The organism is Nitrospirota bacterium (assembly GCA_037386965.1).
Lineage (GTDB): Bacteria > Nitrospirota > Thermodesulfovibrionia > Thermodesulfovibrionales > JdFR-86 > JARRLN01.
The window spans coordinates 13,045-35,042 of record JARRLN010000010.1 but is presented as its reverse complement, the minus strand read 5'-3'; the positions used below and the strand labels follow the sequence as shown (position 1 = coordinate 35,042).

Below are 21,998 nucleotides of genomic sequence, written 5' to 3'. Positions count from 1 at the left end.
CGGCAAGGCTTTCAGGATTCCGGCGCCAGGAGATAGAGACTGAAAGTGGAACCCGCCCCCGGCGCGCTCTGCACCTTGACGAACCCGCCGTGTTCCTCCGCTATCTTCTTTGTAATGGAGAGCCCCAGCCCGGCCCCTCTCGCCCCGGCCTTCCGGGTGAAGAAAGGCTCGAAAATATATTTCTGGTCCTCCGGCTCTATCCCCCGGCCCGTATCTCCCACTTTCACCGTCACATAGGACCTCTCCTTGGCGGCTTTCATGCCCGCTGCGACGGTGAGTGTGCCGCCGCCGGGCATCGCGTCTATCGCGTTGGATATGAGGTTTTCCACGGCCTCCAGGAGGAGTTCTCCGTCCGCATCTATCTGCGGGAGCTCCTGGTAGGACCTCTTTATGGTTATGGACTGTTCGCTGCAGATTTCCTCGAAAGTCCTGAGGGCCCTCTCGCTTATGTCACGGACGTCGCACTTTCTCACGCGAGGCTTGGCGACGCCCGAAAAAGTGAGGACGTTGCGCAGGATGTTCTCCAGCCTCGCAACCTCGAAAATGATGACCCCGGTGTACTCCTTCTCCGCGGTGCCTTCCTCGAATCTCTTGTCAAGCCTTCTGGCGAATCCCCCGATGGCGGTCAGGGGGTTTCGGATCTCGTGTGCGACACTGGCGGTCAGTCTCCCGAGCGCCGCGAGTTTTTCGGATTCGGCGCACTGCTCCAGAATCCTCCGTTTATCCGTTTCCGAGCGGTGCCGCCCGATGATGCCGGCCAGGGCGTCGGCAACCGCCGAAAGAAACTCCTCTTCCTCCTTGGTCCTCCGGTGCCCTTCCTCCACTACCAGGTTGATAAGGCCGAGCACCTCCTCGCCCGAAACCACCGGCTGACAGTAATGCCCGTGGGAGAATTCCTCCGGGCAGCGGATCTCGTGGCGGTTGTCGACATGGTCCGCAAATACCATCGTCCGGGCGGCTGCCGCCCGTCCGCACAGGCATTTCCCGAAGGGAACTTTCTCGCAGAAGACGTGCCGGGAACCCGGCAGCGTGCGGGAGGCCTTTAGAACGAGCACGTCGGGCTCCTCTCCCACCAGGTAGATGGCGCCCACGGGCTCCGGTGAGAGGCCCGGCACCCCGAGGACCAGGTCAAGAATGCGCTCAATCTGTTCCTCTATCGGGACCGGCTCGAGCGCGACCTTCAAGACGGAGCTGATGGTCTTTTGAATGACGTAGTTCTGCTCGACCCTGAACCGGTAATTCTTCATCGTTACACCACCTTTGCCTCGACCGGAACCTGGTCTCTTAAATAATAATGTAGCACAAATTACGTTTCCTCCATAGGGCCCGCTCCTCCTTGGATTTTAAAGATAATGTGCCCCTTGGGGAGGCCTCCGCCGCCACCGGGCGGCCACCGTGAAGCCCCCGAGCTGCAACCTGCGGGTGGTTGCTCTCTTTCCCGGTTGTACTATACTTGAATTTAGTCCGTGCAGCCTTTTCCGATGCACCGCGGTTTTCTGGCCATGCATGCTCAGACACTGAAGAAGTGGCGCGAGAGGAATCACTTCAGCCTGGAGGACCTGGCCTCCGTCCTCGGCGTCCGTCCCGAGGTTCTCCTGGAATGGGAGAACGGGAAAAGACGCCAGCCCTATTCCCTCGGCCTGGTGCTGGAGGAAATAGAGTCGAAAGGACGCCGGTGGGCTTCGGAGAAGCTGAAGGATAAAGTCGGCTTCCTTGACAACCTGATTGCGGAAGTGGAAGACGGCTCTCGCCCCTAGGGCGGGATTTCCGATTCCCCTTCATCGCGACGCACTTTTCCCGCTCGCCCCGGCCGACACGCACGTTTCCCTCCAGGGGGCCGCTCTCGCGGACGCCGTTGACATCCCTTTCCGCAGTGCTAGCATGTGGATAAATCTGTTATTATCAACGCGATACGCGCCCGGGTGAAGGGGAACAACGGCGCCCGGTCCTCCCGGGGGGCGCCCGCAGCCATGAGAGGGAGGATGAAAGAGGAGACATCCAGCGTCAGGGAAGACAGATGGAAAACGATTTGATCTTGAAAGTGCAGGACCTCAACGTGGAGCTGGACCACCGGCGCGTTATCGAGCACCTTTCCTTTACCGTGAAAAGAGGGGACATCGTTACCATTTTGGGCCCCAACGGGGCGGGAAAGACGGTCCTGCTGAAATGCCTGCTGGGGCTCTTGCCTTACGCCGGAGAGATAAGCTGGGAAAAGGGCATCAAGACCGGCTATGTCCCCCAGAGGCTGCCGTTCATAAGGGACATCCCGCTGAGCGTCATGGATTTCTTCGCCCTCAAAAAGGTTTCCGAAGAGGAGGTGCGGGATATCGTCAGCGCGGTGGGGTTCAGCGAGGAGTTTATCGGGCGCAAGATAGGCGACCTTTCCTCGGGACAGTTTCAGAGGATACTGATAGCCTGGGGCCTGGTCGGCAATCCCCAGGTGTTGCTCTTCGACGAGCCGACCACCGGCATCGACATCAGCGGCGAGGAGACCATCTACAACCTCCTGGCGAAACTCAGGGAAGAGCGGCATCTCACCGTTCTGCTGGTTACGCATGACCTGAGCGTGGTGTATCAGTTTTCAAACCAGGTCATCTGCCTGAGCAGGAAGGCGACGTGCCACGGCCCGCCCCGCAAGGTGCTCACCCCCGAGAGCCTCCAGGACCTTTACGGCGGCGAAGTGAAATACTATCAGCACGGGCACGAATGACGGCCATGCCGGGTCAACTGTGGTTAAGCCTGACGGCGGGCATTTTTATCGGCGGCGTGGCCGGATACCTGGGGTCTCTGATGCTGAGCAAGAGGATGGCCCTCGTCGCCGGCCCCCTGGGGCATTTGGCCCTGCCGGGGGTGGCCCTGGCCCTGATATACGGCTTCGACGTATCGCTGGGCGCTTTCCCCTTCGTCATTCTGGGTATCGTTTTCATCTGGCTGTTCGAACTGGGAACACACCTGCCCATGGAAGCGCTGACCGCCGTCGTCTTTGCCTCGGGCGTGGCCGTCGCTTTCCTGTTCTTGCCCATGGAACAGGCGGAGGCGGCCCTGGTGGGCGACATCTCCAGGATAGGCCTCTGGGAAACGGTCGTCTCCGTGCTTGTCGCCCTTGTCCTTTTCGTTGTCATAAGGAAAATCTACCCGGACATGGTCCTGGTCAACATTTCCGACGACCTGGCGCGGTCCAAGGGCATAAACGTCAAGAAACACAATCTCGTCTATTTGCTCCTGATTGCCGTCATCGTCGCCCTGGGAGTCAAGATGGTCGGCGGCCTCCTGACGGCGGCGCTGGTCGCCATTCCGGCCGCCGCCGCGCGGAACCTGAGCAGAAATCTGTCCCAGTATGCCTTCGGGGCGATGGTTATCGGCGCGGTGTCTTCATCCGCGGGGATAGTGCTTTTCAAGCTGACCGGGTTTCCCGCCGGCCCCCTGATCATCCTGGTAAGCACGGCAATCTTTTTCGCGTCGATATTTTTCAGGAGATGAAGGACTTTCAAAAGCACGCCGGAACCTTCCCCGGAACCGGGAGCTTCCGCATCCGCCGGCGGCGGACGCCCGGAACTCCGTCCGCCCCACCCGTACGGGGAACATAACCCTACCGGCCGAAGGGCCTCGCTTCGACCGCGCCGCGCCGCCTGAATGTATCCCGTTCTTTTGGCCCGGCCACGCCCGGGGGGCGGCAGCGTCCTGCACAACCACCCGGCCCTTCGGCCTGCCTTGCCTTGTATTTCCGGTCGCCCCTGCGTCACTGGTGATGCTCGTGCGTTTCCGCCCCGCCGTGCGCCGTCGCATCCATGTGGAGCCGCTCAACGTAGTGCGTGAACTCCACGTAGGCCCGGACAAAGGCGCGGCCTGCCGCAACGCTGTCCTGGGCGTGCTCACTGCGCGTGTACGCGCGCTGGAAACGCTCGCGGATTCCCTCCCGGACGGCCTCGGTGACCAGCCGGACGAGCCCGTCGACCTTCCCGCTAGCAAGCGCCCGGTCGGCCTGCTCTACCGCCGGCTCCACGGCTCCGGCAGGCTTGAGCCCGGTGTAGGGCGCCCCTTCGCCGGCCCTGTGGATGCGCACCAGCGTCTCGAAGAAGTACATGTCGGCAAGCTCCCGCGCCTCCGGCCCCTTCTTTCTGACGGCGAGGGCCTTCTCGAACATCTCCCTTATTTCTGCTTCGTCCTCCTTCCTCACCCACTTCAGCACGGGCGTGATGTCGCCCGTCTCCAGGGCCGTCTTGGCCGCGGCCACCACCGGCCCGCCCAGCGTGTCGCAGTGCGCGGCGGCCCCGCCGGGCAAAGCAAACAGAGAGGCAAGGAAAACCCCCGCCGTCAAAAGGACTGTTCTGGGTTTCATGGAACACCTCCCGATTCTCCGTGGGCTTTGATGCGTCCACAGGCGGCCCGAACCACGTGCTCGGGCCGCCTTCTTTATTTGAGCTTGGCGTGCGCTGCCCGGAAGACCTCCGGAAGGAGCGCCGTTTCAAGCCACCGAAAGCTCAAGGTGCCGAGGAACATCCCCCTCTGATTGTAGCAAGAAAGGAGCGGAAGTAAATGTGCGGGAGGCGCGTGCCCGAAAGGCCATGGGCCGCTCCGGGCGCCTCGGCCCACGGCAAGGGATGCTGAAAAGATAGGGGTGAAAAGCGGGGTCGCGAATACGGCCTCTTTCAGCTTCCCCTTCTAGGCCTTACGCCCTGGGTGCGTTTCTGCGGATGAGCTCCCGCTCGAGCTCTTTCACGGACGTTCCCCCGTCCTCAAAGAAAAGCTCATCGTCTATCTCCATGGCGGGGAATTTCGGAAGGGAAGGGCGGCCGAGCCTGCCGGCCTCGGGCTTTCTGATTATCTCGACATCGAAGGCGTAGGATTTTCCAAGCTCCGCGACCACGGAGCCGATGGTTTTTCACCGCCGTCCCTGCGGGTCATTCAGAAAAAGCCTTATCAGCATGACGGCACCTCCTTGCTCCGTGCGCATCCCCCTTGCCGGGGGCTTCGAATGCTACTGTAGGCGTGCCGGGGCGATTTGTCAAGGCGCTCCGTGCAGAGCGTGTCCCGGGGCACGGTCGTCCCGGCTCCCCTCCGGAGGCCGCCTCGCGCGGTCCTTTGAGCGCCCTTCGGGACGGCGCTACCACTGTTCGACCCTTCTTCTTTATAATAGGATGCTGAGGAGGAGCCTTATGCGTAACGTCGTGGTCCCGCTCGTCGTTTTTATCCTTGTGGCCGCCGCCGTGCCGGCCGCTGCGGTGCAGCTCATCGAAGGGCCGCTTCTGCCGGAGCATGAAATAAATGTGACCGTGGAGCCGTCCAAGCATCTGCTGACGGGCAGGGTGCGGGTGATTCTGCCCGTGGAGAAACAGTACACGGTGGACCTGGGAAAGCTCCGCTTGACGGGGGTCGCCCTGAACGGCGAGATGCTGGACGTTACGCCCACTGACGGGGTCTTCACGGTCGGCCCCACGGCCGGCGTCCTCGTCGTGGGCTTCGAGGGCGTTTTCCCCGGGAACGAGATCGTGAAGGACGAAGAGCTTCCCGTCGTCAGGGAGGGCATCATCGACAAGGAGGGGCTTTTCCTTACCGGCCACTGGTACCCCATTGTGCAGACCGAGGACCACCTGGCCTACTACCGGCTGACCGTTACCCTGCCCGACGGCTTCGTCCCCGTGTCGGAGAACGACGAGATACGGCCGGAGGGCCTCCCCGGGAACCAGACCCGGTATTCCTTCCGTTTCAAAAACCCCCTTCCCGCCCTGACCCTCACGGCGGGCCCGTACAGCAGGAACGCCGGCTACGTGGGCAACACGGTCATCTACACATATCTGTTCCCCCGGGACGCGAAACTGTCGGACATTTACATCGAGCAGGCCAAGAAGTACATCCGCTTCTATGAAGAGGTGCTCGGGGATTACCCTTACAGGCACTTGTTCATCGTCGAGAACGTCCTGCCCGAGAGCCATTCCATGCCCACCTACGCCCTTTTGGGATGGGACATCGCCCGCCGGCCGTTCCTGGCCGAGCCCATCGTGGCCAGGGACGTTTTGAGCCAGTGGGTGGGCAATTCCCTCTATGTGGACGTCCATCAGGGAGACTGGGGGGACGGGCTGACGGCCTTCCTTTCGGAGCACCTCTTTGCCGAGCGGAAGGAAAGGGACGCCGCCTTCCGCAAGAAGGCCCTCGTTACCTATAACAACTACGCCCAGGGCGGCGGCGGCACGAGCCTGGCCGACTACAAGGGCCCCGAGGACGCCGCGGGCCGGGCCATGATGCAGGGCAAGGGGGTGGTCTTTTTCCACATGCTCGACAGGAAAGTGGGAAGGGACGCGCTCTTTCAGGCCCTACAGCACCTGGTGAAGATACGCCGTTTCAAGATGGCCTCCTGGACGGACGTGAGGGAGTCCTTCGAGGTGGCCTCGGGGAAGGACCTCAAGGAGTTCTTCGCCCAGTGGGTCGAGCGGCCGGGGGTGCCCTCCTTTACGGTGAGCGAGCCCCGCGCCCTGCTTCTTGACGGGAGCTACAGGGTGACCTTTACCCTGAGGCAGCAGGGCAAGCCCTACCGCTTCAGTCTCCCCGTGGTCGTCGACACGGAGGCAGGCGCCCACGAGACGGACGTGGAGGTAACCGAGCCGGTCCAGTACGTGTCGCTCAAGACCCCGGGGCAGCCCACGGAGCTCGTCGTCGACCCCGGGTACGACGTTCTGCGGGTGCTTGACGAGGACGAGACCCCCCCGGTGTTGTCGGCTTTTCTGGGCAGTCCCGAGCGCATCGTTGCCTTGCCCGGGGACGACGCGGAACGGAAGAAGTACGCCGCACTTCTCGAAACATTGAGAGAACGGGGATTTACCCTGAAGGACGAAACGGAGGTGACTGACGAGGAGATCCGCAAGGCGTCGTTCATGGTGCTGGGGCACGGAAGCCCCGTGCTTGGGCGCCTTTACGCCGGAGACGCGCCGTTCCGCGAGGCCCTCGATAAAGCGGGCCAGCCCCGCGGGGGGGAAGCGGCCCTGGAGCTGGCCGTCCGGAAGAACCCCCTGAACGGGAGGCGGGTGGTTGCCTCGGTAGAGGCGGCGGAGGCCTTCCAGGTGCTGAGTTCCTCACACGCCTTTTTCAGGGACGACGCTTCCTCCGTGCTCGGATTCAGGGACGGCGAGAGGGTTCTTTCCTACACTCTGCCCAGCCAGGAGGGTATGCGCTTCGACCTTTCCATGCGCGCCTCGGCCATGGTGCCCGGAAGCGGCGTATCCCTGGACGAGGCGATACGAAAGGTCATCGACAAGCCCGTCATCTATGTGGGAGAGGGGCACGCGCGCTACCAGGACCATCGGGTGCAGCTGGCCCTGCTCAAGGCCCTCCAGGAGGAAGGGCGCCCCTTCGGCATCGGCATGGAGATGTTCGAGCGCCCCTTCCAGGATGCCCTTGACGAGTATGTCGCGGGAAACATCGACGAGCAGGAGCTCCTGAAGAAGACGCAGTACTACGAGCGCTGGCGGTACAACTATCACCTGTACCGGGAAATCCTCAGCTTCGCCCGCACGCATAAGATTCCGGTGGTGGCCCTCAACCAGAAGGCCGAGGTCGTCAAGAAGGTCGCCGAGGGCGGGCTGGACGCCCTCGGCAAGGAGGAGAGGAGCCAGGTCCCCGAAGACATGGACTTCTCCGATGCGGGGTACAAAGAAAGGCTCCGTGCCGCTTTCACGGTGCACGACAACGGCTCTTTTACGAACTTCTACCAGGCGCAAATCCTCTGGGACGAGACGATGGCCCACGCGGTGGCGGACTTTTTCCGGACCTATCCGGGCTACCAGATGGTCGTTCTGGCCGGCTCCTCCCACGTGGCCTTCGGCTCGGGGATTCCCCGGCGGGCGTACCGCCTCACGGGAAAGGACTACGCCATTCTCCTCGGCTCTCCGGAGGGCGAGCACCTGGTCCCGGGGATGGCCGACTATGTGGTTTTTGCCCAGCCCCTCGCGGCCCCTGAGCCGGAGAAGCTGGGCGTGGTCCTGGAGAAGGGCGAAGAGGGCGTTCGCATCAAGGAAATGGCCGCGGACAGCCCCGCGGCAAAGGCGGGCCTTCAGCCCGGCGACGTCCTGGTCAGCGCGGGCGGCCTGGACATAAAGGAAATCTCCGACCTCCGCATCGCCCTGTTCGACAAGCACCCGGGAGAGACCCTGTCCCTGAAGGTGCGCAGAGAGGGCTCCTGGGGGCGGGGCTCGGAGGCCGAGTTCACCGTTACTTTCCCCTAGATTTCCCCCCTGCGCGAGCCGGAAGTTCGCCCCTCTCGAAGAGGGCGGAGCCGATATGCTTTTTTCAGTTGTTTATCTCTTGACGGCTCTTCTTGTATAATGGACGCCATGAAAATCCCGGCCGTGAAGCTGTTTTTTCTGCTCTTTGTGCTCCTGCCCGCCCTGGGCGCGGCTCAGGACATGTCCAAGTGCCGGGACTGCCACGCCAAACTGACGGAAAAGAAAGTGGTCCATCCCGCCGTCTCCATGGGCTGCAAGAGCTGCCACGTCCAGGCGCACCAGCGCAACCCCGACCACCCCAAGGGGCTCTTCGCCGAGGGCGCCGACCTCTGCTTTGCCTGCCATGACAGGAAGTCCTTTTCCTCCAAGGTCGTGCACGGCCCGGTGGCGCAGGGGCAGTGCCTCTTCTGTCATGATGTGCACAGCTCGGACAACCCCAAGCTCCTGGCCGAGCCCCCGCCCGGCCTGTGCTACCGTTGCCACCAGAAGGAGATGTTCTCCCGGAGCGCGCAGCACGCGCCCGTGGCCGCCGGGATGTGCACCAGTTGCCACTCCCCCCATACAAGCGGCGAGAAGTCTCTCCTTTCCGCTCCCATGCCCGCACTCTGTTTCGGCTGCCACGACAAGGAGGCCTTCATGAAGAAGACGACGCACGCCCCGGTGCAGGCGGGGATGTGCGTTTCGTGCCACGACCCCCACAGCGCCGACAGCAAGAAGGCCATCCTCAAGAAGCAGCCGCCGGAGCTCTGCTACGGCTGCCACGACAAGAAGGCGTTCACGCAGCAGTACCAGCATATGCCGGTAGCCTCCGGGGCTTGCGACATGTGCCATCTGCCTCACGCCAGCGATGAGGACAGGTTGCTGAAGGAAGGGCAGTCCAAGCTCTGTTTCCAGTGCCACGACAAGAGCATGGCCAAGGGCAGGTCCGTCCATATGCCCGTAAAAGGCGGGATGTGCACGTCCTGCCACAACCCCCACAGCTCGGCAACGGAAAAAAAGCTTCTCGTGGCCCCGCCCCCGGAGCTCTGCTATAACTGCCACGACCCGAAGACCTTCTACGGCGAGACGGTCCATCAGCCCGTGGCGGGCGGCATGTGCACCACGTGCCATAACCCCCACAGCTCGCGGGTCGCCGGCGACCTGTTGGCCGAGAAAATACCGCAGTTGTGCTATCAGTGCCACGACAAGAAAGTTTTCATGAAGAAATTCCAGCACGTTCCCGTGGCCTCGGGAATGTGCACGAGCTGCCACAAGCCCCACGCGGGAAAGCGCGAGAAACTCCTGGTGGCCGAGAGCCCTGCGCTGTGCTTCCAGTGCCACGACGAGACGGCCTTCCAGGGCAAGAACATGCATCCCCCGGTGGCCGCGGGGCAGTGCGGGAGCTGCCACGAGCCGCACAGCACCGACACCAGCAAAAAGCTCCTGGTGAGCAGCCCCTCGACCCTGTGCTTCACCTGCCACGGGGACCTCGTCACGAAGGATGAGACGTCCGTGCACCTGCCGGTCAGGGCGGGCATGTGCACGTCCTGCCACAGTCCGCACGGCGGAGAGAAGAAGAAGCTTCTCCTGGAGATGCCCCCGGAGCTCTGTTACCGATGCCACGGGAAGAAGGCGTTCTCGCAGAAGGTCGTCCACGCCCCCGTGGCGATGGGCATGTGCACGACGTGCCACGACCCTCACGGCTCCACCGCGAAGGCGAACATGCTGGTCAAGCAGTCCCCCGAGCTCTGCTACATGTGCCACCAGAAAGAGAAGTTCACCCGTTCTTCCACGCATCCCCCGGTGGCCGCGGGCATGTGCCCGACGTGCCATAGCCCCCATTCGACATCCGAGGACAAGCTCCTCTACGTGAAGCCCCCGGAGCTCTGCTACAACTGCCACGGCAAGGAGCAGTTTACGAAGAAGGTGGCCCATACGCCCACCGCCCAGGGGATGTGCACCACGTGCCACGACCCCCACAGCTCCGACGCCGCCGGCAACATGCTCGTGGACAAGCTCCCCGGGCTGTGCTTCTCCTGTCACAACAAGACCCAGTTCACGTCTCAGAAGAGCGTTCATCCGGCCGTCCTGGCCGGGATGTGCGCGGATTGCCATACGCCGCACTCCGGGGACAGGGAGAGTCTCCTCGTCGCCGACCGTACGGAGCTGTGCTTCATCTGCCATAACCGCGCCCGCTTCACGGGGGCCTATACGCACAAGCCCGTGGGAGAGGGGCAGTGCCTGACCTGCCACCAACCCCACCAGGGGACACAGGAGAAGCTCCTCAGGGACAAGGTCCCGGACCTTTGCTTCATGTGCCACGACCGGGCGAAGTTCCAGAGGAAAAACAAGCACGTTCCCGCCGCCTCGGGCCTGTGCTTCGCCTGCCACGACGCCCATGCGTCGCCCAATCCGGCGGTCTCCCGGCTGCCCATAAACGAGGTCTGCCTTTCCTGCCATCCGTCCATCCCCGAGGGCGGCCATGCGGCGGGGACCTTCACGAGCGCGGGGCACCCCCTCACGGGGAAGAAGGACCCGAAATCGAAATACGGTATCCTCACCTGCGCCAGCTGCCACGACCCCCACAGCTCCGCCTACATCGACCTCTTCAAGTACAAGGCCGATAAACCCTTCGATATCTGTGTCCACTGCCATCCCAACGCCTTCCAGGGAGCGGCCCCCCGGTAGGAGGCCCCCGCCTTCGCCCCCCGAGCCCGGCCGTTTGACTCCCGGGCGCTTCGTGATAGTATCTGGCTATGAAGAGGTTCGGTCCCGTCCTTCGCGTGTTTCCGGCGATGGCCGTGGCGCTTGTGTTCTCTTTCCCGGGCCGGGCGGCCATAGTCTCCGATGACTGTGCGGCCTGCCACGCCCTGGTGCCCGGCCTCATGGGTGAAGCCCCCATCGAGGGCGCGAGCAACGCCCAGTGCGTCACCTGCCACAGCAGCGAGGGAGCAAACACCATAAAGATGATGGGCGGGGTTCGCGTGCCCGTCGTCTACAACGTGGACAACCCGCTGGAGCCCCTTGCCGGCGGAAATTTCCACGGCCTGACCGTCCGGTCCCTGGACGGCTCGGAAGAGCGCAGAGGGCACAACGTCAGGGACGTGGTTGGCCCGGACGGCACGTACACCGGCCTTCCGCCGGGCTACATGAGGGAGCACGACCTCTCGGCCGTCGGGTACCAGGGCAGCCGGCGCCTTGCCTGCGCGGGCTCCAACGGGTGCCACGGGGACAGAAACATAGAGGACCCCCTGGAGGCGGTGAGGGGGAGCCACCACGCGCCGGACAGCCCCGTGGACGGAAGCACCACGGCAAGGAGCTACCGGTACCTCAGGAACACGGCGCTGGTCCAGGGTGTGGAGGGCCTGGAGGACAAGGACTGGGAGCGGACCACCTCGACGTCCGACCACAACGAATACTCGACGGACATCAACGCCTTCTGCGCCAACTGCCACGGCGACATCCACTTCGGCCACCGCGCGCGCCGGAGCCCGTGGTTCCGTCATCCCACGGGGATTGCCCTTCCCCGGCGGGGCGAGTACGAAAGCTACAGCATCTATAACACGACGGCGCCGGTGGGCAGGCCCACCATCCCCAACTCTCCGTCGGCCACCGTCCAGCCCGGCACGGACGTCGTCATTTGTCTCTCCTGCCATCGGGCCCACGGGAGCCCTTATGCCGGCGCGCTCAGATGGAACTACGAGGACTTCTTCGTGGGCCGGGGTGAAAGCGGGTGCTTCGTATGCCATACGCGAAAGGCCTCACAGGCAAAATGAAGGCGTGGCGGGCACCGGCCGGGCTCGCGGCCCTTGTCCTCCTGCTCCTTCTGCCGCCCCCCCAGGCCTCCGGGGCGGTGAAGGGCAGATGCAAGGACTGCCATGACATGCACGGCTCCCAGGGCGGAGAGCTCTCAGGCGCGCTCACCGAGGGAGGATGCCTGGGATGCCACGCCATGGAGCCCGCGGGCGACGTCAATATCGTCGTCACGGGGGAGACGAGAACCCCCCAGGTCATCCACCACATGGAGGGCGGGGACCTGGCTGCGGGGAACTTCTATTACGTGTCGGAGGATTTTTCCCCGCACTATGAGAATGGCCACAACGTGCAGGGCATTTCCCTTCAGGAAGACCCGCCCATGGACATCCCGCCGGGCTTCATCAACGGGGTGCAAATCCCCGGCGGGACGGGGCCCACCTTCTGGCCCAAGGAGAAGCAGCTGACCTGCGCGGGCACCTGGGGCTGCCACGGAGACAGGAGGAAAGAGGACCCCTTCGAGGCCATGTACGGCGCGCACCACGAGGACGACAGCGCCATCGACGGCTCCACGGTGGGGAAGAGCTACCGTTTTCTCTTCGGCGTCACCGGGGCGGAGCACCCCGACTGGGAGTACCTCGCCACCCAGAGCAGCCATAACGGCTACAAGGGCGACGGCCAGCACCAGAGCATGGAGACCATAAGCTACTTCTGCGGCCAGTGCCACGGGCTCTTTCATCCCAACCCTTTTCTGGGCGGCACGGCGGCCCTGGGCGGCACCGTCTGGCACCGCCATCCCTCCGACGTATCCTTCGCAGACGTGCACATCGGGTTTGCGGATTCCGAGTACGAGGAGTTCGTCATCTACAGCCTGGAGACCCCCGTCGCCTTTGCCGAGCCCACCGGCGAAGAGACGCGGGTGGACCAGCAAAGCATCATCATGTGCCTGTCGTGCCACCGGGCCCATGCCAGCCCCTTCCCCGACATCATGAGGTGGGCGTACACCGAGAGCCTGGCCACCCCCGGGGGCTCCACCTCCAAGAAAGGCTGTTTCTCATGCCACAGGAGAAAGTGAGGCCGAAGATCATGAGAAAGGCCGAAGGCGGCAAGAAGGAAAGGCGGGCCCTTGCGGGCCCGCTGTCCTGTGCTCTTTTCGTCCTCCTTCTCCTGGGGCTTTCCCCTTCGGCCCCGGCGCGGGTTACGGGACTCTGCCTGGACTGCCATACCATGCATAACAGCCAGGGCGGGGAGCCCGTGGCGCTGACAAACGGCGCCGCCTGGAAGGGGGGCGCCCTCACGGGCGACCCGGAGCCCTCGCCCCAGAGCCACCTGCTGGTGACCGATTGCGTGGGCTGCCACAGCAGCACCGGCAGCGAGACCATCGTCACCCTGCCCGGCGGCGGGAAGGTGCCCATCGTGTATAACCAGTCCCTGCCCCTGGAGCCTCTGGCCGGGGGCAACTTCTTCTGGGTCGTCCGGGACGGCGACGCCTACGGGCACAACGTCTCCGGCGTCGGTGAGCCCGATGGCGTGCTGCACAGCGCTCCGGGGCGGGACAGGCGGACGGGCTTCTGCGCCGACAGTTGCCACGACACCCTGGCCGACCCCCCCAGCGGGAAGAACTACGAGCGCGGCGGCTGCCGGGGGTGCCACGTCTTCACGTACCACCACGAGGATAACGCCGTCTACCGGTTCCTGAAGGGCCACGGTGCGGAGGCCCCGGCGGACGATCTGGCGCCGGAGCGCAGGGACATCCAGAAGCACCCGGACTACGTCGCGGGCAGGGAGCACCCCGCATGGGAGCAGAACGCGACCCGCACGGAGCACAATTATTACAAGGGCACCGACCGGGCGTACAAGAGCACGGGGACGGCCCTGGGACAGTACCACAGCGTGAGCGCCTTCTGCGCCGGGTGCCACTACGCGTTTCACGGCCCCTACGACCCCCTGAACTCCTCCGGTGCGGGAAGCGCCGGCCCCTGGCTTCGGCACCCCACGGACGTCGCCATCGCCACCTCGGGCGAGTACGCAGGCTATGACCCCATCACGGACTACAGCGTGGAGACCCCCGTGGCCTGGCTCGACCCCGAGACGCCGGACCGCTCGGAGGCCGTGGTCATGTGCCTCACCTGCCACCGGGCGCACGGCTCCGACCAGCCGGAGCTTCTGCGGTTCGATTACGACGAGATGATAGCCGGCTCGGGGAGGTCCTCGGGCTGTCTCCGCTGCCACGCCTCCAAGTAGCACTCTTCTCTTTTCGCGAACTTTGATGTGAGTGCTTCCTCTTACTGTTTGGGGAAACCACCACTTCAAAACTGGTGAAATCACCAGACGGCTTCCCCTCCCTTCTGGCAACAGCCTGTAAAAGCGGAATACTTTTTGTGGCACGGGCATTGCTTGATGAACGGCATGCCTGATTTTTTCGGAAGGAGGTGAGTTCGGAAGAGGGAGACCCGAGAAGGGGGAACAACTTCTACAGGGTTGCAAGCTTGAAGCACAAGGGTTAAAGGAAAGACGTACAAACCCGAAATAAGGAGAAGTGAGGATGAAGAAGTCTTTAGTCGTTCTTATGGTGGTTCTTGCCGCCACGCTTCTTGTCAGCGGCCTGGCCATGGCCAAGGTCACCGGCCAGTGCGCCGAGTGCCACACCATGCACAACAGCCAGAACGGCATTGCCGTCGCGAGGACTGGCACGGACGTGGGCTGGACCGGCGGGTCCATCGGGGGCGGCACCATCACCAACACGCCCCATGGCAACCTGCTCGTGAGCACCTGCATCGGCTGCCACACCAGCGCCGACGCCAACACCATCATCGTCAACCCGACCACCGGCAATACGATTCCCATCGTGCGGAACCTTTCGGCCCCGACCGAGGCCGATCTGCTGGCCGGCGGCAACTTCTACTATGTTGAGGCCGATGGCGACGCGTACGGCCACAACATCATCACCAAGGACGTCACTCTGCTTGAGGCCCCCGGCCTTGACGGCACCAACGACGGCACCTGGAGCTCCCACAGCTACTGCAGCGACTCCTGCCACACCAACCTCGTGACCGGCCCGGCCAGGGAAGACGTGGAAACCGGCTGCCAGGGCTGCCACTTCATGACCTTCCACCACAAGGACCCCGGCACCGTGACCGACTGGACTGACCCCATCGCGGCCACCGCCGTTGACCCGACCTACCGGTTCCTCGCCGGCCACCACTACCTCTCCGGCGCCCACAGCAACGGCAACCGGTTCGTTGAGGGCATCGAGGACGCCAACTGGGAGTCCGGCAGCTACAAGACCACCGGCACGGCCGGCTCCTTCAACGTCTACAGGGGCTATAACGGCACCAAGGGCGTTGTCAACGAGGTGAACCACAGCATCAGCTCCTTCTGCGCCGCCTGCCACACCATCTTCCACGAGGAGCAGAGCGAGGGCAGCACCTGGGTGCGGCACCCCGCCGACCAGCTCCTGCCGACTTACGGCGAGTACTCAGCGTACGACTACATCAACAACTACAGCACCGAGGCCCCGGTGGCCTTCGTCGACAACACCGTGGGCGCCGGCAACGGCATGGTCATGTGCCTGAGCTGCCACAGGCCGCACGGCTCGCCGAACCCCGACATGCTGCGCTGGGACTACACCACCCAGATCGCATCGGGCGGCGGCTCCGACACCGGCTGCTTCACCTGCCACACCAGCAAGAACAACCCCTAATGCGGGTTAGCTTGCTCATAAGGGATAAGGGTGCCGCCTTACGGGGCGGCACCCCGTCCCTTTTCACGGGTAAAGACAGCGGCGAGGGGTTTCAGAAAGAGAGAAAGAAGGAGTGGGTATGACGAGCAGCAGGACAATTTCTATCCGAGGCATCGCACTCTGGTCAATCGCCCTGGCCGCGCTGGTGGCGTTTTTGCCCCTCCCCACCGAGGCCAAGGTGAAGGGCCAGTGCGCGGACTGCCACACCATGCACAACAGCCAGGACGGAGCGCCCATGGCCCTCACGGGCAACGTGGTCTGGGACGGCGGAGCCCTGACGGGAGACCCCAAGACGGCCCCCAACGGGAACCTTCTTATCGCCAGCTGCGTGGGGTGCCACTCCAACTCCACGGCCGAGCCCATTGTGTCCCTGAGCGACGGCAATGACGTTCCCATAGTTTATAACCACACGGTCCCCACGACCTATCTGGCCGGGGGGAACTTCTACTGGGTTGCCGACAGCGGCGGCAACGATGATACCAAGGGACATAATGTCTACGGCGTAAGCAGCCAGGACGCGAACATCTCGGCCAGCGAGGGAGCACCCGGGCACGACGGGAGCGGGTGCGCCGGAGCCACCGTGTGCCACCAGACCCTGGCCGCAGCGCCCGGGCCCTATAACTACCAAAGGGGTGGCTGCCAGGCCTGCCACATCTTCACGTACCACCACCAGGACCCGCCCGTCTACAGGTTCCTCAAGGGGCACGGCACAGGCCCACCGTTTGGTCCGCTGGGCGATGACCGGAAGAACTACACCACCTATCCGGACTACGTGAAGGGCATAGAGGACGCCGACTGGGAGTACACCACATCCCTCACGGACCACAACGTCTACCAGGGCACGACGGACGTCTATCTCAGTGACGGCACCAACGGGCTCCAGCTCCAGCACACGATGACGGCCTTCTGCTCCGGGTGCCACTACGGCTTCCATGGTTACCAGAACGGCATCTATGGCGAGTACGGCATGGGCAGCGGAAGCCCCTGGCTTCGGCACCCCACGGACGTTGCGCTTTCCACGTACGGGGAGTACGGCTCCGTGGACCCCAAGAACAACTACAGCACGGAGTCCCCGGTGGCCTGGACGAGCATCACCAACGCCACCGTCTACGACGGCCCGGTGGTCATGTGCCTGACCTGCCACCGGCCTCACGGCTCCCAGTACTCCGACATGCTCCGGTGGGACTACCAGACGCAGATAGCCTCGGGGGGCGGTTCGGACACGGGATGCTTCTACTGCCACACCAGCAAGAACAACCCCTAGCGGGTACGGGAAAGAGGGCATCGCGTAGCGATGCCCTCTTTCTTTTTTATGGCCGCGGTGAAAAGTCCGCAAGGCCTTCGCCCGTTTCGGATGGTCCGGATGTGCGGGGCAGCCGCACGGGGGAGAGCATTGACAGTTTCTCAAACAATGTAATACCATAAGACGCTTATGAAACGCGCACTTTTCGCCTTCGCCCTGGTCATCTGTCTCCTTTTTTCCGTGAAAGCCTTCAGCGGGCGGGAGTTCGTCATTCACATCCAGACGGTCGTCCAGGACGAGGAAGGCAGAAGGCTCTCGGCCCCGTCCTTTGTCTTTGCAGACCCGGTTACGGAAGAGGTCTACGTGACGAGCCGCTCCCGCGTCATTTTATACACCTCGGACTTCTTCCCCCTGCTGGCCCTGGACAAAAACAGGAACCTCCAGTCGCCTTACGGGGCCGCCCTGGACGGGGAGGGCAACCTCTTCGTCGTTCAGGGCCCTCTGGAGAAGGGGATGCCCTTCCGCATATCGGTCTTCAACGCCTCGCTGATGTGGGAGAGGGATATCGAGATAAAGGGCTTCGAAGGAGTGGAGGACTTCAAACCGAGCCGCATCGCGCTGGACGGAGAGGGGCGCATGTATCTGGTGGCTTCCTTCTTCCCCGGTGTTCCCGTCCTGGAGAAGGACGGAAAGGTCCTGGAGGTCATGGCCCCCACGGAAAAGGGGAACAAAGTGGGCATAAACGACGTTGCCGTGGGCGAGGACGGGAGGATATACATCCTGAGCGCCGACAGCGCGAAGGTCTATGTCTATGACGGCGACCATGAGCTCCTGTTCTCGTTCGGGAGAAAGGGCGGCAGCAGCGGGAAGATGAGCCGGCCCGTGGGCGTGGCGGTGGACGACCGGTTCGACCGGATATACGTGGTCGACTACATGCGGCATACCGTGCTGGTTTTCACCAAGGAGGGCAATTACCTCACCGAGTTCGGGGGAATGGGGTGGAGCGACGGATGGTTCCAGTTCCCCAACGACATCGAGGTCGACTCCCTGGGCAGGGTCATCGTGGCCGACACCTTCAACAACCGGGTGCAGGTTTTCGGGCCCGTCGGCTTCCACGAGCAGTGAGGGCGGGCGTGCGCGGCCCGACGGCATGGGGGGCCCTTGCCCTGCTGGCGCTTTGTCTGGGCGTCCTCGGATGCATGACGGCGCCGGAGCGCCGCCCCGAGTTTGGCCCGGACTTCGGACAGTTCACCTTTTACCTGAACGGCCCCGCGAAGACCTCCGTGGACCTCACGTTCATCGTGGAGGACGTCCTTGCGGTGGACAAGGACGGGACGAAGCACGCGGTTTCGTCCAAGACCCACACGGTCAATTCCGTGGCCGTCAAGGCCGGGCAGATGCGGCTCGGGGAAACCGCGCTCCCCAAGGGGGAATACGACGCCCTGGAGCTTCTTGTAACGGATGCATCCGTAACCAAGGGCTCGGAAAAGGAAGTGCATCTGGGCCTGCCGGAGAAGAAGGAGGTCCTCGTACCGATAAAGTTCGAGGTCCGTCCCGGCGAAAACACAACCGTGTTTCTGTCCTGGGACGCCGACGCCTCGCTCGTCAAGGGGTACCGCTTCGAACCCGCACTGATTGCCCGGGGGGAGACCCCGGAGCTCGTCAACCTCCTCGTCTTCGTCAGCAACGAGGAGTCCGCAAACGTTTCGGTTATCAACCGGCAGACCAACAGGGTCGCCGCTACCGTACTGACGGGCCTTCGGCCGCGGGGCGTGGCCGCCGGCCTTCTTCCGGACCGGCTGAGGGTCTACGTGGCCAACCGGGGCTCCAACAGCATTTCGGTCATAGACCCCAGTGACAACAGCGTGGAGAGCGAAGTCCCCATCCGGTTCGGCATGGAGCCCGAGGACGTCGCGGCGGCCAGGACCGGGGCGGACTCCGAGCTTCTCTTCGTGGCCAACTTCGCCTCCGACAACGTCTCGGTCATCGACGCCGTGAGCCTGAACGAGAGGGAGTCGGTGGACGTGGGCGACGGCCCCTTCGCCGTGGCGGCGGACCCGCCCGTGGAGGACTTCGAGGGGTCGCCTTTCCTCTCGACGGAGGATCTTTCGAGCATACGGGAGTTTCTGCGCCTTTTCTTCCACGTATACGTGGCCAACCAGAATTCCCGTGATATCACCGTCCTCAGGGTAGAGCGCGAGACGGGGAATGTGGAGAAGATAGCGACGATAGGGGTCGAGTGGAGTCCCAGCGACCTGACCGTGGACCCCCAGAGGGGAAAGATCTATGTGGCCGACTATGACGCCGATTTTCTGTCCGTCATAGACATCCCCAGCCTGATCCGGGGCAACTTCAACGCGGTGACGAACATCAGCGGGGTGGGCATGTTTTCCGTGGGTGTCCTGGCGGACCCGTCGCTGGACCGCATTTATGTTCTGAAGGACGCGCCGGGGGAAATCCTGATTCTGCGGCCGCCCTCCACCCTCCAGACCGTCCATCTCGACCTGCCTCCCATTGTGGGCACCATACGCGTGGGGCTCTCGCCCGCGTCCTTTATCCTGGACACCGAGGGGCGGCTCTTCTATGTTGTCAACCGGGGGTCCGACTCCGTTACGGTCGTAAACAAGACAAGCGGGTCCGTGGAAAAGGCGATTCCCGTGGGGCGGCGTCCTTACGGTATTGCCATGTTCCGTTCCTTCTGAGCGGCTTTTTTGTCAAAGGACGAGGTGTATCGGTTTGCGATGGTGGATTCTTCTGTGCCTGGGGTTGCTCTGCCTCTCTTCGCCCGCGTGGGCGGTTCTGAGCGGCAGGGGCACCGTTACGTACAGCACCGGGAAGTCCTTTGAGGACGGCCGGGAGACCTCGTCCTTCAGCCGCCTGAACCAGAACTATTTCCTTGACCTCACCAGGCCTGTCACCCCGTACGTTTCTTACAGAGCGGGGCTGCGCGTCAACGTCTCGGACCGGAGTTTGTCGGCCGAAGGGGTAACGAGGGACCGCTCGCTGCGTACCTTTACGCCCTCTCTGGACGTCATGGTGCGGAACCCTTTCTATGACCTGACGACGGGCTACCGCCGGCAGGAAGAATTCAACGGCAAGGAGCTGGAGAACGACACCCGCCTCACCACCCAGTTTTATTACGGGCGTCTCCAGCTTCACGTGGGGAATTTCCCTCCCGTCCTGCTGGAGTACAGCAGACGGGAAACGTTCGACCACCTTCCCGTGCGGCGGACGGACTCGACGGGCACCCGCTATGCGGCGAGCACGAACGACACTTTCCGGGCGGGAGACCTTCGGGCCTCCTATAACCTGAATTACGACCGCTCCGAGACGGAGACCCCGCTTACTCAGGTAAGCGAGACCATCCGGAACCAGTACGGCGGGGCGTACACCATCTCCTACAGGCGGGCCTTCTGGGAGGGTCGCGCGAACGTCCGGGCAAATTACCGCGGCACGTACTCGCGGAGCGTGACGCAGACCTTCATAAGCGGGACCGGCGACGTCCTCCTTGGGCGGGCCCCGCTCGTGGGCCTGTACGCTCTGGGCGTGGAGACGGAACTCTTCGGGAATGCGCCGGTGCTCAGCACAACGGCAGTGACCGGGTTAATCGATGCCGGATTGGATTCGACCAGCCCCCGTCTTGCCGAGCCGGTATCTCCGGAAATCAGCCTCCTGGGCGAACCCGAAAATCGCTTTCACAACATCGGAATCGAGATACAGGACGCCACGCAGACCGTGGACAGGATTTTCGTCTACGTACAGGTGGAAGGCACCATGCCCGATGATGGAGCTTCGCTTACGATTCCCTGGGAGGCGTTCGTCAGTCCCACAAATAACGACGACTGGCAGCACATTGCGTCGCACCTGGACTCCGTCAGCCCCGTATCGGTGCCGGGCTTTGAAAACATCTTCAGGTACGAGATAGTATTCGATTCCCCTCAGACGGGCCCGTTTTTCAAGGTCATCAACCAACAGGCCGTGGACGCCGTGACCGTGCCCCTCGTGACGGACGTCCGCGTGACGGAAATCGAGGCCTACGGCATAGAGGCGGTCCCCACCACCGGAAAGCTTTCCAGCGAGGAGGAGGTGATCATACAGGGGTTCCGGGTATCGGCGAGCGTGGCCCCCTTCCGGAAATGGAGCTTCGACGTCAACGCCTCGGTGGACAGGAGCGACGCGCAGCCCGAGAATATCGCCGGCTCCATGGGGGGCACGTTCGCGAACCTCTTCGTCAAGGACATCGGGGGCGGCGGCAAGCAGGTAAGCTCCGTCCGGCGCAGTTACGGAAGCGGTGTAAACTGGAGGGCGCTGGAGAAATACCTCACTGCTTCACTGCGCGCGCAGAGAAGCGAGTTTTTCGACAACCTCGGCCTTGTGGACAACAGCACCAACACTTACTCCCTGGCTTTGTCATCCGCCCCGCTTCCCACGGTGGACATTCATTTCAACGCCGCCAGGAGCGAGAGGTTCGATTTTTCGCAGAAAAAGAGCACATCCCATTCCTTTGTCCTGAGCGTGGGAACCAAACTGTATCGCGGCGTCAACATGCTGACGGATGCGGTTTACAGCATGTCCAAGGACGAGGAGACGGGCGACGAGTCGACGTCGACGACGCTTAACGGAAACATCGATGCCCGGTTCACCGAGCAGCTGTTCTCGACGTTGAGATACAGCGTGTCGCACAGCGAGAGCGAGACGGCATCCACCACCTCCGTGCAGTCCACGCTCGCCGCCAGCTATCGTCCGGCAAGATTCCTCAATTTTTCAGGCGCTTTCAACTTCCAGGACACGGAGAGCTCCACGCGGACGAGCGAGGCCGTCTCTGCCAACTGGCTGCCCGCGCCCGTCTTCAGGCTGAACGCGAGCTATGCGCACTCCGACACCAACCCCGGGGCCACGAGCGACACGGTGAGCAGCTCCGGCAGATGGGAAATCACGGACTTCCTGAGCCTGCGCCTCACCTACAGCTATTCCCGCAGCAAGAGGGAGAAGACAACGGAGAGCCATGTGTTCACGGGGACCCTGAGTGGAAGGGTCTGCGCGCGGTAGTTTCTAATTCTCGGAA

The 21,998-nt window shown here is 63.1% G+C and carries 16 protein-coding genes; 13 read left to right on the top strand and 3 right to left on the bottom strand.

Going from position 1 to position 21,998, the window contains the following annotated elements; translation table 11 throughout:
• Positions 1 to 11: 11 nt before the first annotated feature.
• On the bottom strand, positions 12 to 1,247 hold the full coding sequence (locus tag P8Y39_02700) for an ATP-binding protein (GenBank protein ID MEJ2191245.1): 1,236 nt from the start codon (positions 1,245 to 1,247) through the stop codon (positions 12 to 14).
• A 234-nt stretch (positions 1,248 to 1,481) separates the two neighbouring features.
• On the opposite strand from P8Y39_02700, the gene P8Y39_02695 reads away from it, so the two are divergent.
• The 3 genes from P8Y39_02695 to P8Y39_02685 all read left to right on the top strand — a co-directional run bounded on the left by P8Y39_02695 (position 1,482) and on the right by P8Y39_02685 (position 3,480).
• A complete protein-coding gene (locus P8Y39_02695) occupies positions 1,482 to 1,757 on the top strand; it encodes a helix-turn-helix domain-containing protein (GenBank protein MEJ2191244.1) in 276 nt (91 codons plus the stop codon).
• Positions 1,758 to 2,017: 260 nt separating this feature from the next.
• Complete coding sequence (locus P8Y39_02690) at positions 2,018 to 2,710, top strand: metal ABC transporter ATP-binding protein (protein ID MEJ2191243.1); 693 nt, start codon at positions 2,018 to 2,020, stop codon at positions 2,708 to 2,710.
• 5 nt (positions 2,711 to 2,715) lie between these two features.
• Entirely contained in the window at positions 2,716 to 3,480 is a 765-nt protein-coding gene (locus P8Y39_02685; GenBank protein ID MEJ2191242.1) for an iron chelate uptake ABC transporter family permease subunit, read from the top strand.
• A gap of 259 nt (positions 3,481 to 3,739) precedes the next feature.
• Here P8Y39_02685 and P8Y39_02680 read toward each other — a convergent pair whose 3' ends face one another.
• Both P8Y39_02680 and P8Y39_02675 read right to left on the bottom strand, forming a co-directional pair.
• Positions 3,740 to 4,339 (bottom strand): DUF6448 family protein, encoded by a 600-nt coding sequence (locus P8Y39_02680; protein MEJ2191241.1) that lies wholly within the window; start codon positions 4,337 to 4,339, stop codon positions 3,740 to 3,742.
• Positions 4,340 to 4,669: 330 nt separating this feature from the next.
• Positions 4,670 to 4,867, bottom strand: a complete 198-nt coding sequence (locus tag P8Y39_02675; GenBank protein ID MEJ2191240.1) for a hypothetical protein — start codon at positions 4,865 to 4,867, stop codon at positions 4,670 to 4,672.
• Positions 4,868 to 5,156: 289 nt separating this feature from the next.
• On the opposite strand from P8Y39_02675, the gene P8Y39_02670 reads away from it, so the two are divergent.
• The 10 genes from P8Y39_02670 (at position 5,157) to P8Y39_02625 (ending at position 21,982) form a co-directional block, all read left to right on the top strand.
• Positions 5,157 to 8,216, top strand: coding sequence for a ChaN family lipoprotein (locus P8Y39_02670; protein MEJ2191239.1), 3,060 nt, complete (start codon positions 5,157 to 5,159; stop codon positions 8,214 to 8,216).
• A gap of 108 nt (positions 8,217 to 8,324) precedes the next feature.
• Positions 8,325 to 10,883, top strand: coding sequence for a cytochrome c3 family protein (locus tag P8Y39_02665; GenBank protein ID MEJ2191238.1), 2,559 nt, complete (start codon positions 8,325 to 8,327; stop codon positions 10,881 to 10,883).
• Positions 10,884 to 10,951: 68 nt separating this feature from the next.
• Positions 10,952 to 11,971, top strand: coding sequence for a cytochrome c3 family protein (locus tag P8Y39_02660; protein MEJ2191237.1), 1,020 nt, complete (start codon positions 10,952 to 10,954; stop codon positions 11,969 to 11,971).
• Positions 11,968 to 13,023, top strand: coding sequence for a cytochrome c3 family protein (locus P8Y39_02655; protein MEJ2191236.1), 1,056 nt, complete (start codon positions 11,968 to 11,970; stop codon positions 13,021 to 13,023). Before P8Y39_02660 ends, P8Y39_02655 begins: the two co-directional genes overlap by 4 nt.
• Positions 13,024 to 13,034: 11 nt before the next feature.
• Positions 13,035 to 14,192, top strand: coding sequence for a cytochrome c3 family protein (locus P8Y39_02650; protein ID MEJ2191235.1), 1,158 nt, complete (start codon positions 13,035 to 13,037; stop codon positions 14,190 to 14,192).
• Positions 14,193 to 14,493: 301 nt separating this feature from the next.
• A complete protein-coding gene (locus tag P8Y39_02645) occupies positions 14,494 to 15,651 on the top strand; it encodes a cytochrome c3 family protein (protein ID MEJ2191234.1) in 1,158 nt (385 codons plus the stop codon).
• A 118-nt stretch (positions 15,652 to 15,769) separates the two neighbouring features.
• Positions 15,770 to 16,954 (top strand): cytochrome c3 family protein, encoded by a 1,185-nt coding sequence (locus P8Y39_02640; protein ID MEJ2191233.1) that lies wholly within the window; start codon positions 15,770 to 15,772, stop codon positions 16,952 to 16,954.
• 168 nt (positions 16,955 to 17,122) lie between these two features.
• Entirely contained in the window at positions 17,123 to 18,058 is a 936-nt protein-coding gene (locus tag P8Y39_02635) for an NHL repeat-containing protein (protein ID MEJ2191232.1), read from the top strand.
• Between the two features lie 8 nt (positions 18,059 to 18,066).
• The gene (locus tag P8Y39_02630) at positions 18,067 to 19,635 is read left to right on the top strand and encodes a YncE family protein (protein MEJ2191231.1); all 1,569 of its coding nucleotides are present in this window, start codon (positions 18,067 to 18,069) and stop codon (positions 19,633 to 19,635) included.
• Positions 19,636 to 19,669: 34 nt separating this feature from the next.
• Positions 19,670 to 21,982 (top strand): hypothetical protein, encoded by a 2,313-nt coding sequence (locus P8Y39_02625; protein ID MEJ2191230.1) that lies wholly within the window; start codon positions 19,670 to 19,672, stop codon positions 21,980 to 21,982.
• Positions 21,983 to 21,998: the final 16 nt, after the last annotated feature.